Source organism: Streptomonospora mangrovi (assembly GCF_027604915.1).
Lineage (GTDB): Bacteria > Actinomycetota > Actinomycetes > Streptosporangiales > Streptosporangiaceae > Streptomonospora > Streptomonospora mangrovi.
In genome coordinates, this window is the sequence record NZ_JAJAQC010000003.1 from 173,749 (window position 1) to 186,550 (window position 12,802).

The 12,802-nt window shown below is 77.4% G+C and carries 10 protein-coding genes; 8 read left to right on the forward strand and 2 right to left on the reverse strand.

From position 1 onward, the window contains the following. The first annotated feature begins 364 nt into the window (after nt 1-364). Nucleotides 365-1,636: an FG-GAP repeat domain-containing protein gene (locus LG943_RS02310; RefSeq protein ID WP_270070456.1), complete on the forward strand. Its 1,272-nt coding sequence runs from the start codon at nt 365-367 to the stop codon at nt 1,634-1,636. A gap of 68 nt (nt 1,637-1,704) precedes the next feature. Here the strand turns inward: LG943_RS02310 and LG943_RS02315 are convergent, their stop codons facing one another. Next, entirely contained in the window at nt 1,705-2,805 is a 1,101-nt protein-coding gene (locus tag LG943_RS02315) for an NAD(P)/FAD-dependent oxidoreductase (RefSeq protein ID WP_270070457.1), read from the reverse strand. Between the two features lie 537 nt (nt 2,806-3,342). Here LG943_RS02315 and LG943_RS02320 point away from each other — a divergent pair. The 5 genes from LG943_RS02320 (at nt 3,343) to LG943_RS02340 (ending at nt 8,844) form a co-directional block, all read left to right on the forward strand. Beyond that, a complete protein-coding gene (locus LG943_RS02320; RefSeq protein ID WP_270070458.1) occupies nt 3,343-4,890 on the forward strand; it encodes a serine hydrolase domain-containing protein in 1,548 nt (515 codons plus the stop codon). A gap of 93 nt (nt 4,891-4,983) precedes the next feature. Then, the gene (locus tag LG943_RS02325; RefSeq protein ID WP_270070459.1) at nt 4,984-5,862 is read left to right on the forward strand and encodes an SDR family oxidoreductase; all 879 of its coding nucleotides are present in this window, start codon (nt 4,984-4,986) and stop codon (nt 5,860-5,862) included. A 78-nt stretch (nt 5,863-5,940) separates the two neighbouring features. Next, nucleotides 5,941-6,372 carry a VOC family protein gene (locus LG943_RS02330; protein ID WP_270070460.1) on the forward strand — a complete coding sequence of 144 codons (432 nt, stop codon included), beginning with the start codon at nt 5,941-5,943 and terminating at the stop codon, nt 6,370-6,372. A gap of 529 nt (nt 6,373-6,901) precedes the next feature. After that, entirely contained in the window at nt 6,902-8,260 is a 1,359-nt protein-coding gene (locus tag LG943_RS02335; RefSeq protein WP_270070461.1) for an ATP-binding protein, read from the forward strand. 227 nt (nt 8,261-8,487) lie between these two features. Further along, nucleotides 8,488-8,844, forward strand: a complete 357-nt coding sequence (locus LG943_RS02340; RefSeq protein WP_270070462.1) for a DUF742 domain-containing protein — start codon at nt 8,488-8,490, stop codon at nt 8,842-8,844. A gap of 79 nt (nt 8,845-8,923) precedes the next feature. Here LG943_RS02340 and LG943_RS02345 read toward each other — a convergent pair whose 3' ends face one another. Further along, nucleotides 8,924-10,345 carry a glycoside hydrolase family 16 protein gene (locus LG943_RS02345; protein ID WP_270070463.1) on the reverse strand — a complete coding sequence of 474 codons (1,422 nt, stop codon included), beginning with the start codon at nt 10,343-10,345 and terminating at the stop codon, nt 8,924-8,926. A gap of 423 nt (nt 10,346-10,768) precedes the next feature. On the opposite strand from LG943_RS02345, the gene LG943_RS02350 reads away from it, so the two are divergent. After that, nucleotides 10,769-11,779: a LacI family DNA-binding transcriptional regulator gene (locus LG943_RS02350; RefSeq protein WP_270070464.1), complete on the forward strand. Its 1,011-nt coding sequence runs from the start codon at nt 10,769-10,771 to the stop codon at nt 11,777-11,779. Between the two features lie 140 nt (nt 11,780-11,919). Then, a complete protein-coding gene (locus tag LG943_RS02355; protein WP_270070465.1) occupies nt 11,920-12,798 on the forward strand; it encodes a hypothetical protein in 879 nt (292 codons plus the stop codon). The last annotated feature ends 4 nt before the right edge of the window (nt 12,799-12,802 follow it).

The following is a 12,802-nucleotide window of genomic DNA, read 5'->3' on the forward strand; positions in this document are numbered from 1 at the left end:
GCGCCGGTCGCGGCCGGGCCGGGCGGGTGGCGGCGGCCGGCGGGCGCCCCCCGCGCCCGTTGGGGGCGCCGGGTCGTGTCCGGAACGAGACCCGTTCCGGTAAACCCGGAATGAATGGCGGGCATCCCACCAGCGTCCCCCACTTCTGGAGGCCGCCATCCGCCCGCCCCGCCCGCGCCCCCGTACCGCCGCCCCCGCCGCCGGCCTGCTGCTGGTCCTGCTCACCGCCTGCGGCCCCGCCGGCGAGGGCGCCGCCGGGCCGGAGGCCGGTCCCACCGCGCCGCCCGCCGGCGACGGCACTCCCGGAGCCGTCTCCGCGACCCCCGCACCCGGCGACACCCCCGGGCTCGGCGACCAGAACCCCGTGGACGTCAACGGCGACGGCTACTCCGACCTGGTTTTGGCCGGCCAGCGCGGCCAGCCCTACGTCGGCGAGCCCTACGTGGCCGTCGTCTTCGGCGGCGAGACCGGGCTGGACCCCCGGCACCGCGCCGTCCTCACGCGCGCCGACCTCGACCTGCCCGAGGAGGAACTGGAGGGCGGCGCCCCCGCTCCTTTGGGTGTGGGCGCCACCGGCGACCTCGACGGCGACGGGTGCACCGACCTCCTCCTGGGCGGCACCGGCGGCCACATCGTGTGGGGCGGCCCCGAGGGACCCGAGGGCCCGGCCGCGCCCGTGGGCGGCGCGCTCGCCGACTCCCCCTCCGACGCGGACGGGCCGACCACCGCCGTCGCCGACTTCGACGGCGACGGCGCCCTGGACATCGCGGCGCTCGAACTGCACCTCGACGCCGACCCCGACCGCCTTGAGGGCGCCTACCTGCGCGGCCCCTTCGCGCGCTCGGGCCGGCCGGCCGCCGCGCTGGACCTGCCCCTGCCGTCCGCGCCCGCCGGCGACGCCCTTTCCGAGCGCGTCGCCGCCATCGACGCCAACGGCGACGCCGCCGTCGACCTGCTGCGCGAGCGCGAGGGCGACGAGTCCCCGGTCACCCACCCCGTCCTGGCCTCCGCCGAGGGCACCGGACCCACCGCCGAGGAGCTGGGCACCACCCCGTCGGGCCACGGGCTGGCCACCGGTGATGTCGACGGCGACGGCGCCCCCGACCTGCTGGTCGCCGCGCACGGCGTGCCCAACAACGAGAACCAGCTCGGCGAGGCCGACCCCGAGCTGCACCCCGGCTACGTCGACGTCTACTCCGGCGCCGAGGGGTTCGCGCGCGGCGAGCCCGCGCGGATCACCCGCGCCACCCCCGGCGTGCCGGGCCGGGCCGAGGACGGCGACGGGTTCGGCCACACCCTGCTGGTGGCCGACGTCAACGGCGACGGCTACGACGACGCCGTGGTCCCGATGGACACCCGCGGCGCCACCCGCGCCATCGCCGTGCTGCCCGGTGGCCCCGAGGGCATCGTCCGCGGCCGGGCCGCCGACCTGCGCCTGCCCGCCGACGACGCGGACCGCCCCGACGCCTGGACGGTCCACGCCCTGCGCGACTACACCGGCGACGGCACCGCCGACCTGCTCCTGGAGATCCCCCACGCCGGCGACGGCGGCCACGCCCGCTTCGCGCTCTACCCCGGCACCGCCGAAGGGCTGTTCCCCCGGCCGCTGGCCGACTTCACCACCGAGGGCTTCTGAGCGCCCACTGACGCCGCCCCGGCCCGCACCCGGCGGGCCGGGGCGCACGGCGCGCCCGGCGCGGCGGCTCAGCGCACCGCCGGGGAGGCCGGCGAGGCCGCCAGGAACCGGTCGGGGGAGTAGGGCGCCAGCAGCGGCGAGCGCGGTCCGCCGGTGATCTCCTCGGCGGCGAGCCGGCCCAGCAGCGGCCCCAGCGTGGCGCCGCTGTGGGTGACCGCCTCGTAGTAGCCCGGCACCGTGGCCAGGAACCCCGCGCTGGAGTAGCGGTCGGCCGGGCGGGCGCGCACGCCCACCCGCACCGCGACCGGCCGGGCGCCGGCCAGCCCCGGCACCAGCGCCGCCGCCCGCTGGGAGAGGTCGGCCACCAGGCGGGCCAGCGGCGCGGTCTCCAGCCGGGAGTCGACCGCGTCGGAATGCGCCTGCACGGAGTCGGGCCCGGCCGGGCGCACGCTCACCCGGGGGGTCACCAGCATCAGCGGGACCGACCCGCGCAGCGGCAGCTCCACCAGCAGCCCCGAGGTGGGCGCCAGCGGCAGCGGCCCGCCCGCCAGCCGCGCCACGCGGTCGCCCTGGGCGCCGGCGGCGTTGAGCACCACGTCGGCCGCCACGCGCGCGCCCGACTCCAGGTCGACCCCGCGCACGGCGCCGTCGCCGTTCCGGCGCACCCCCGACACCACGGCGTGGAAGCGGACCTCGGCGCCGTGGCGGCGCGCCCGCTCCAGCATCCACTGCGCCATCACCGGGAGGTCGGCCCAGCCCTCCTCGGGCAGGTAGGCCACCAGCGCCGGGCGCCGTGAGGGGGTGACGGAGAACGCCGCGATCTGCGCCGTGGGCGGGCACGACACCGCGTAGCCGTGGCCGCGCGCGGCCGTGATCTCGGCGCGCAGGCGGTCGGGGTCGGCCCGCCAGACCAGGGTGGCGCACGGGTGGAACCCTGGCACGCCCTCGGCGCGCAGCCGGTGGTGCTCGGCCAGCCCGGCGCGGTTCAACTCGAAGTAGGAGCCGGGCGGGTGGCCGAACGGCGAGACGCGGCAGAACGAGGTGGCGCTGGTGCCCGTGGCCGGGGCGGCGGCGCGCTCCAGCACGATGACGCGGGCGCCCCGGCGGGCCAGGTGCCAGGCCGCCGCCGCGCCGATGATCCCCGCCCCCACAACGGCTACCGTGCGCATGCCCACCACCAGTGCCGGGCGGCGGTGCGGGCGGCGGTCGACGGCGCGGGCCGGACGGGCCGGCGGTGCGCGGGACAGAAACGCATGGACGTCCTTTCGGGCAGGCGGCGGCCGGCCCGGTGAGCGGGCGCGCGCGGGAGAGGGGTTCCCGGGGCGTGGTGACCGCTGTATCCGGGCGGCCGCGAACACGATCGGCCGGGGTGCGAAAAAAGGGGTTGCCGCGACCGATTCTCAGGGGTGCCGAATTGCTGATCCGGTGCTCGCCATCTTAGGGGTTTTCCCTGGTTGCCCGCCCGGAATTCGCGTTTCTCCATTTGCCGCGCGCGAACGCCGACCGAAATGCCCGGTGCCTTTGCGGAAAAGGCGCGGGCGAAAACGGCTTCCGGCGCGGCGCGGCGGCGCGGGCACCGCCGCCCGCGCCCGGCCCCGCACCGGGCGGTGCGGGCCGCCCCCAGGTCCCCACCTGGGGAAAACCACAGTCGGGTGTGCGGTCGGCCCGATGGTCCGCACCGGGTGCGAGCGGCCAGGATGAGCGGCGTGCTCGCTTCCCTGACTCCCGATTCCGGCCGGGCGGCGCGCCGCCGCGCGCCCGCCCTGGCCGCCCTGCTCGCCACCGCCGCCCTCGCCGCCTCGGCGCCGGCCGCGCCCGCCCTCGCCGATGCCCCCGGCGCCGCCGAGGGGCCGCGCGGCCTCACCGCCGAAGCCGTGGACGCCTACATGGCCGACTACCTCGACTCCGCGGCGCTGCCCGGCGCCTCGGTCGCCGTGACCCGGGGCGAGGACGTGGTGGTCAGCGCCGGGTACGGCACCGACTCCACCGGGGCGCCGATGACCGCCCGCACGCCCATGGGCCTGGCCTCGGTGAGCAAGGCGTTCACCGCGCTGGCGGTGATGCGGCTGGTCGAGGAGGGCCGGGTGGAGCTGGACCGGCCGGTCACCGACTACCTGCCGGAGTTCCGCACCGCCGACCCGCGCGGTGCCGACATCACCGTCGAGCAGTTGCTCACCCACACCTCGGGCATGTCCGACCGCGGCTTCCGCGAGAAGAGCGAACCCGCGCCCGGCTCCCTGCGCGGCGCCGTCGAGCGGCTGCGCGCCGCCGAGATCACCGCCGACCCCGGGACCGAATTCAGCTACCACAACCCCAACTTCCACGTCGCCGCGCGCCTGGTGGAGGTGGTGGCCGACCGGCCCTTCGCCGACTACCTGGACGCCCACGTCTTCACGCCGCTGGGGATGGACGACACCGTCACCGTCGACACGGCCGCCGAGGTGTTCGAGGCGGGCACCCCCACCGGCCACATCGCCGCCTTCGGCGTGCCCTTCGCCGTCAGCGAGCCCACGAGCTTCTACAACGGCGCCGGCGGCATGGTCAGCACCGCCGACGACATGGCCGCCTGGCTCATCGCGCAGCACAATGGCGGCCTTGGCCCCGAGGGCGAGCGCGTGCTGTCGGCCGAGGGGATCGAGGCCACCCACACCGTCCCCGCCGACGCCCCCGACAACGCCTACGCGCTGGGTTGGGAGGTCCGCGAGACCGCCGCCGGCAACCCGCTGGTGGAGCACGGCGGCATCCAGTTCACCTACACCGCCTACCAGGCGCTGCTGCCCGAGAGCGGATACGGGATCGCGGTCATGGCCAACACCGGGCTGGGGCGCGGCGACGCCCAGGCCATCACGGCCGGGCTGGTCGCCCTGGCCGAGGGCGAGGAGCCGCCGGGCCCGGCCTCGACCGCCCTGCTGGCGGTGGACCTGGTGATGGCCGCGCTCACGGCGGGCGTGGTGGTCCTGGGCGTGCGCGGCGTGCGCCGCGCCCAGGGGTGGGTCGCGGGCCGGCGCGGCCGTCCCGCGTGGGCCACCGTCCTGCGGCTGCTGCCCTACGCGGCGGTGATCGGCGCGGCGGCCACCGTCAACCGGCTCATCGCGCCGGTGGCGGCCGGCCGCGACCTCGCCTGGACGCACCTGTTCTACCTCGCGCCCACGGCCTGGATCTGGTTGATGACCGGTGCGCTGGCGTGTGCGGCCGTCCTGGCCGCGCGCGGCGCGCACGCCGCCCGGGCGCGGCGGTCCCGCCCCTCGGCTTGACCTCAAGTCCGCTTGAGGTCCCATGATCGGAGGGCGGCGCGGCCCGGGTCCCCGGTTCCGGCGCGCCGCCCCCTGCAGACCGAGGACGAGAGAGTGGGCATTGCGATGGCGGCGACCGAGTTGATCCTGGTGACCGGTGCGAGCGGCAACGTCGGGCGGCACGTGGTGCGCCGGCTGCTGGAGGAGGGCCGGGCGGTGCGCGTGCTGACCCGCGACCCCGCCCGCACCGCGTTCCCCGACGGCGTGGAGGTGGTGGCCGGCGACCTGGCCGACCCCGACAGCGTGCGCCCGGCCCTGGCCGGCGCGGGCGCGGTGTTCCTGCTGTGGCCGACCCTGGCGGCCGACCACGCCGCCGACCGCACGGTGCCGCTGCTGGCCGAGGGCGGGCGGCGGGTGGTCTACCTGTCGGCCCGGGGCGTGCCCGACACCGGCGCCGGCGAGGCGGCCGAGGGCATCATGGGCTCCCACCAGATGATCGAGCGCCTGCTGCGGGAGTCCGGCGCCGACTGGACCTTCGTGCGGCCCGGCGGGTTCGCCGCCAACGTGGCCCCCTGGTTCGCCGAGCTGCGCGACACCGGCGAGGTGGCGATGGCCCACCCCGGGCTGTCCCGCGCGCTGATCCACGAGGCCGACATCGCCGAGGTGGCCGTGCGCGCGCTCGTGGAGGACGGGCACGGCGGCGCGGTCTACGAGATCACCGGCCCCGAGGCGCTGACCCAGCAGGAGCAGGCCCGCGCCGTCGCCGAGGCGCTGGGCGTGCCGCTGCGCATCCGGGTCCTCACCGAGGAGGAGGCGGTGGAGCGCATGGTCGCGGCCGGCTACCCGCGCGACATGAGCGCGTCCGTCCTGGCGGGCCAGGCGGCGATGCTCGCCGCCCCCGACACCCCCACCCCGGTGTTCGAGCGGGTCACCGGGCGCAAGGCGCGCGACTTCCGCACCTGGGCGGCCGACCGCGTCCGCGCCCTGCGCTGAGGTGGCACGGCGCGTCGAGGTGACACGGCGGCCCCGCGGCGGGGGACCGGGCGCGGGGCCCGCCGCTAGCGTCGGGCCATGACCGCGTCGCTGATCGTGAACCTGGCCGTCGCCGACCTCGACCGCTCGGTGGCGTTCTTCACCGCGCTGGGGTTCGGCTTCAACCCCGCCCTCACCGACGACAACGGCGCCTGCCTGGTCGTCGGCGACAACGCCTACGTCATGCTGCTGCGGCCCGCCTTCTTCTCGGCGTTCACCACCAAGGGCATCGCCGACAGCGCCACCACCGCCGAGGCGATCCTGGCGGTGACGGTCGACAGCCGCGCCGAGGTCGACCGGATCGTGCGGGCGGCGCTGGCCTCGGGAGGCAGCCCCGCCAACGACCCCGAGGAGATCTCGGGCGTCTACGGCTGGAGCTTCCACGACCCCGACGGCCACCTGTGGGAGGTCCTGAACATGGACGTCCCGCGCGCGGCCCCCGCCCCGGGCGCGGGGGCCGAGGCCGGCTGACACCGGCGGAATCCGTGCCGCGGCCCCCGGTGCGACCCGCCGCCGGGACCCGCCCGCGGCCCCCGCGCCGCGCGCCGCCTCCCGGGGCGCGCGGCGCCTTCCGCGTTGCCCGGCGGCCGCGCGTGCGGGGCGCGTGCGGCCGGGACTGCGGGCGCGTGGGGCGAAACCGCCGGTCAGCGGGGGTGGGGGAGGGCGGCGGCGCGCCGCCCCCGCGTGCAATCCCACGGGCGAATGGTGCGAATACGAAAAGGCGCGTTGAGAGCGCAATTCACCGCGATATGGGACCACGGCACCGGCAATCCGGCCGCCGCGCATTTGCCCGGTCCCGGATTGGGAAAGGCGCTGATTCCGCCATTTGCCGCGCCATGGGCGGCCGCACGGGCTACCGTGAGTCACGGACCTCCGCCTCGTCCGTTGAATTTTAAATCAAGAACGGCGCCTTTTCCGCGTCTCCCCGTATAAAGCGGCGGCACGGGGTCCGTTATCGGGCTGGGACCGGCCGGCCCCCATCGCCGACGAGGACATGACCATGCCAGTACGCGTGTCCCACCGCTCACCGTCGCGCCGCCCCGCGGACTCCCCGGGCACCCGCGCCCTGCTCGCCGTGTGCGCCGCCGCGGCCGCCCTCGCCGCGGCGTGGTGGTCGGGGGCGGCCCTTCCCGTGGCCGACGGCCCGCCCGGCGCCGCCGTCGCGGGCGCGGCCCTGGGCGCGCTGCTGTGCGCCGCCCTCGCCGCCACCGCCCTGCTGTGGGTCGAGACCGCCCGCGCCCGGCGGCGCGCCGCCGACCTGGAGCGCGCCCTGCGCGCCTTCGCCCACGAGGGCGTCGACACCCTGTGGCGCGACCTCCGGCGCGACGGCGCCCGTGCCGACGACGCCGTCGCCGCCGCGCTGGAGCGCGCGGGCACCGGCCACGAGGCCGTGCGCGCGCTCGTGCGCGGGGTCGGCGCCGCCCTGGGCGAGGGCGACCGGCGCGGCCGGTGCGCCCTGGCCGCCACCGCCGCCGCCGCGGCCCGGCTCCAGACCGGGTGCGCGGGCCTGCTCGCGCTCCTGCGCGAACTCCAGGACCGCTACGGCGACCAGGAGCAGGTCATGGCCGACCTCTTCGAACTCGACCACCGGGTCTCCCAGGCCGCGCGGGTGGCCGACGGCCTCGCGCTGCTGGCCCGCGGCCGCACCGGGCGGCGCTGGCCCGCGCCCATCCCCATGGAGAGCGTCCTGCGCGGCGCCATGGGCCGCATCCACGACTACCGGCGGGTGCGCATCCGCTGCGCCGGCACCGCCGCCGTCGAGGGCGGCGCGGCCGAGGGCGTGATGCAGGCGCTGGCCGAGCTGATGGACAACGCCGCCGTCTTCTCGCCCGCCGACACCGAGGTCGACGTCCGCGTCGAGGAGCGCGACACCGGAGTGGCCGTCACCGTCGAGGACGCCGGCCGGGGCATGCGCGGCCGCGAGCGCCGCCGCGCCGAGGACGCCGTCGCCGCGCCGCACGACCTCACCGCCGTCAACGGCGCCCGCCTGGGGCTGGCCGTGGCCGGCACGGCCGCCGCCGAGCACGGGCTGCGGATCGGCTTCCGCCCCTCGGCGCGCGGCGGCACCGAGGCCGTCCTGCTGATCCCCGCCGCCCTGATCACCGCCGCACCCCGGCACCCGCTCGCCGGACCGCCGCCGGCCCACACCCCGCCCGGCGGGGTGCCCGCCGCCCGCGCGCCCCTGCCCCGCCGCCGGCGCGGCGCCGCCTTCGCCGCCGCCGAGCGCGAGTGGGCCGCCGCCGCGCACCCGATCGTGTGGGAGCCGGCGAGCGAGCCCGGCACCGACCCGGAGCGGTCCGCGGCCATCCGCCACGCGTTCCACCGCGCCCCCGGCGGCCCCGGCCCCGCCGCCGGCTGACCCGCGCCGACCGGGCGCCCAACCCCCGGCGCCCCCGGTTTCCCGCCCGCCCCCGGGCACCACGCGACGAAGGAGTGCCACACCGCGATGATCACCGCAGACCCCGGCGGATCCCGGCCGCCGAACCCCCCGCCCGGCGCGCCGTCCCGGCCCCGGCGCGCCGCGACACCCGCCACCGCCGGTCCGGACCCCGAGGCCGGCCCGCGGCGCGGCGGGGAACCCGCGCCATGACCCTGCGCTACCTCGAACAGGAATCCCCCGAGCGGCTGTTCACCCTCACGGCCGGCCGCGTCGGCACGGCGGAGCGCGACCTCGACACCGCCACCCTGATCGTCAGCGTGTGCGATCCCGCCCCCGGGACACCCTCCGAGCACGCCCGCATCCTGCGCCTGTGCCGCGTCCCCACCCCGGTGGGGGAGGTCGCGGCGGAGCTGGGCCTGCCGGTGAGCGTGGTCACGGCCCTGCTGGGCGACCTGCTCGCCGCCGGCCGGGTCGCCGCCCGCCGCCCCGCGCCGGCCGGCCGCTTCCGGCCGCCGCCGCGCGAGACCCTGGAGCAGGTGCTGTACGCCCTCCAGCGACTGTGAGATCCGGGGGCGGGCGGCGCCGCGCCGACCGCCCCCGCCGCCGGCCGGCCGAGGTCCCGGCCGGCCGGCGGTGCCGCAGCTAGGAGGTCGCGAACCGGAACCAGTTCAGGTTGACGAAGTCGGCCGGCTGGCCGCTGGTGAAGGTCAGGTAGACCGTGTGGGTGCCCGTCACGCCGCTCATGTTCGCCGGGACGGTGCGCCAGCTCTGCCACCCGCCGGTGTTGGCCACCGAGAAGCTGGCGACCGGCGCGGCCGTGGGGCTGCCCAGCCGGACCTCCACCAGGCCGCTCACCCCCGGCGCCGCACCCGAGGCGACCCGGGCGCGGAACTGGCGGGCGGCGGTCGAACCGAACTCCACGCCGTCGAACCGCAGCCAGTCGCCGTTGGCGATCTGGGCGACGTTGCGCCCGCCGCCGGTGTCGGTGGTGGTTTCCAGCGAGGTGCCCGACTGCGCCTGGTAGGACTCGCCCTGGATGGTGGAGCGGGCGTCCACGCCCTCAACCGGGGGGTCGGTGGGCCCGCCGCCCGAGGTGCTCTCCCACACCGCCACGTAGTCGACCACCATGGGGTGGCCGGGCTGGGTGGCGGCGGTGGGGGTGGCGCTGCCCTGGACGCCGTTGGGGAAGGCGCCGCCCATCGCCACGTTGAGCAGGATGAAGTAGCCGGCGTGGCTGGTCATGTCGTTCCAGGCGGTCGCGCCGACCTGGCTCTGGCTGACGGTGTGGTAGAGCTGGCCGTCGACGTACCAGCGCAACTGGCCCGAGGAGCCCTCGCGGTCCCACTCGAAGCGGTAGGTGTGGAACCCCGACTGGCAGGTGGAGCCGGGGCAGGGCCGGCTGGCGCCCAGCCCGCTGGTCTCGTTGCACGGGCCGCCCGGGTTGACCCCGCAGTGCAGCACGCCCCACACCGAGTTGATGCCGTTGACGTTCTCCATGATGTCGAACTCGCCGATGGCCGGCCAGTTCCAGTAGTTGCCGCGGTAGGGCGAGCCCAGCGCCCAGAACGCCGGCCAGTAGCCCAGGGCGGCCTCGCCGGTGACGTTGGGGACCTGGATGCGGCCCTCGATGCGCAGGGTCTCGCCGTCGGCGGGCTTGAAGTCGGCCTTGCGGGTCTCGATGCGCGCGGAGGTCCACTGGCCCGAGGCGTCGCGGCGGGGCGTGATGCGCAGGTTGCCCTGCCCGTCGAGGCCGAGATTCTGGGCGTTGGCGGTGTAGGTCTGGATCTCGCCGGTGCCCCAGTTGGCGGGGCCGCCGGGGTAGGAGGTGCCGGTGTCCACGATCCACTTCCCCGAGTCGGGGAGGCTGCCGGAGGCACCGTTGAAGTCGTCGCTCCACACCAGGTTCCAGCCCTGGGGGGTGGGCGGCACGTCGGCGTGGGCGGGGGTCGTGGCCGTGGTCAGCACGGCGAGGGGGAAGACCAGCGCGCCGAGGACGGCGAGCGGGCCGCGCAGGTGTCTGCGCCGAATCGGTCGAGGGGTCGCGGCGGTCTCAGCGTTGTGCACGTAGGGCCTCTTCCCTGCGTTCGCGGATGGGGGATGACGGGGGTTTCCGCGGCTGCGGCCGGCCCTGGCGCGGGCGGCGGCAGGAGCGCGGGACCACGAGCGGCGCCGTTGCCGAGAGAGCGCTCTCTCACTCTTTGAAAGTGACACACAACGCGGCGCGCGACAAGGCGGGCAAACGGTGCGGTTGCGGCGGCCGCGCTGACGCGCTGCCCGGTGCCCCGAGGCGGGCCGGCGACCGCGCAGGCCGGACGGGGTCCCCGGGCGCCTCGCGGCGGCCGCCCGGGTTTTCCGGGTTTGCCCGCCGGGTACGACAAGACGGCGGCCGGCCACCGCCGGACCCCGCCGCCGCCCCACCGCCCAGAGAGCGGTTTCCGGCCGAGCCGTGCGGTGCCGGCCGGGCGCAGGACCAACACGGGAGGACCAGTGGCAGCCCCCAGGCGCCCCCGCCCCACCCTTGAGGCGGTCGCGGCCCGCGCGCGGGTGTCGCGGGCGACCGTCTCGCGCGTCGTCAACGGGCGCACCAGCGTCGACCCCCGGATGCGCGAGGCGGTGCTGAGCGCGGTGGACGAACTGGGGTATGTCCCCAACTCCGCGGCGCGCAGCCTGGTCACCCGCCAGACCGACTCCATCGCGCTGGTGGTCTCCGAACCCCCCACCCGGGTGTTCTCCGACGACCCGCTGTTCTCGCTGGTGGTGCGCACCGCCAGCAACGAATTGGAGGCGGCGGGCAAGCAGGTGGTGCTGATGCTGGCCGGCTCGCCCCGGGCGCAGGCCCGGGTCGAGGACTACGTCGCCGGCGGCCACGTCGACGGTGTCATGTTCGTGTCGATGCACGGCGCCGACCCGCTGCCGGGCGCCATCGCCCGCATGGGGGTCCCGGTGGTGTCCTACGGGCGGCCGGCCGTGGCCGTGGACCTGCCCTACGCCGACAACGACAACGTCGGCGGCGCGCGCCAGGCCGTGGGCCACCTGCTGGCGGGCGGCCGCCGGCGCGTCGCCGCCATCGCCGGACCCCAGGACATGACCGCCGGCCAGGACCGGCTCGCCGGCTACCGCGACACCCTCGCGGCGGCCGACCGCCGCGCGCTCGTCGCGGTCGGCGACTTCACCCGCGACTCCGGCGCCGAGGCGATGCGCCACCTGCTGGCCGACGACCCCGGGCTCGACGCCGTGTTCGCGGCCAACGACCTGATGGCCATCGGCGCGCTGCACACCCTGCGCCGGGCGGGCCGCCGCGTGCCCGACGACGTCGCGGTGGTGGGCTTCGACGACATCGAGGCGGCGCGCTTCACCGACCCCCCGCTGACGACCGTGCGCCACCCCGTGGTCGAGCAGGCCACGGTCATGGTCCGGCTGCTGCTGACCCCCGCCGAGCAGCACGACCGCACCCGCGTGGTCCTGCCCACGGAACTGGTGGTGCGCGAGTCCGCCTGAGCGGCGGTGGGTGCGCGGGGCGGTCGCTGGGCGGACCTGCCGAGGGGCGCGGGAGCGCGTGGCGTGGACCGCGAACGGCAGGGCGCGGGCGCGCCGGCCGCCACCGGGGACTGTCACCGGCGACTGGCACCATGTCCGGCATGACGCACAGCACGGTGACCCCCCAGGACGCGGCAGCCCTGGCCGAGCGCCTGCTCCGCGGCCCCGACCCCGCCTTCGATCGACCCGCCGCGATCCTGGCCCACCCCGAGGGGCGCGGCCCGCTGGAGCGGCGCGCGGCGCTGCGCCCGCTCCACGACGCGATCGTGGCGCGCGTCGGCCCGCCCACCCTGCTCGGCGGCACCGACCACGGACCCAGCGTGCGGTGGGGCACCGACCAGCGCACCCTGCTGCTGTCGGGCGACTCCGTGGGCGCCGCCCTGTCCGTGCACGAGGCGCGGGCGTTCGCCGAGCGCGAGTACGCGGAGTTCGTCGCGGGCGGGCTGCCCTACGCGTGGGCGCTCGACCGCGGCTCCCCCCTCGGCCCCGACCGCCGGCTCATCGACTCCTCGATGGCCCGCTCCTGCTCCTGGCAGGGCGCCGAGGAGCGGCTGGCGCTGCTGCTCGCGTCGTGGGTGGAGCAGTTGCCGGTGCAGGCGCCGGGCGACTGGCTGAGCTTCCGGCTCCGCGCCGAGCGCACCCCGCCCCTCGACCTGGTGGTGTCCTACGACCCGCGCGAAACCGGCGGGGAGCTGCGCGCCGTCGTCCCCTCGGGCCGCCTCACCCTGGAGGGCGCCGCGCGCATGCGCCGGGCCGGGTGGCAGGGCCTGGACGACCACGGCAGATGGCACGTCGCCCTGCCCGAGACCGACCCCCGGGCGCCCGCCCGACTCGCCGGCGCGGTGACCGCGCGGGTGCGGTCCGGTCCGTTCGACTATCCCGGCGATGTGTTCGCCACGGCCTTCAGCGTCGGCGACCACGGCACCCTGGTGGTGCCGGGCCTGGGCTTCGAGGTCACCCTGAGCCGCGACCCGTACTAGTCGG

Coding starts and splice junctions, on each gene's coding strand:
- LG943_RS02315 (WP_270070457.1), bottom strand. CDS start 2,805: ATGCGCACGGTAGCCGTTGTGGGGGCGGGGATCATCGGCGCGGCGGCG.
- LG943_RS02335 (WP_270070461.1), top strand. CDS start 6,902: ATGCCAGTACGCGTGTCCCACCGCTCACCGTCGCGCCGCCCCGCGGAC.
- LG943_RS02330 (WP_270070460.1), top strand. CDS start 5,941: ATGACCGCGTCGCTGATCGTGAACCTGGCCGTCGCCGACCTCGACCGC.
- LG943_RS02355 (WP_270070465.1), top strand. CDS start 11,920: ATGACGCACAGCACGGTGACCCCCCAGGACGCGGCAGCCCTGGCCGAG.
- LG943_RS02340 (WP_270070462.1), top strand. CDS start 8,488: ATGACCCTGCGCTACCTCGAACAGGAATCCCCCGAGCGGCTGTTCACC.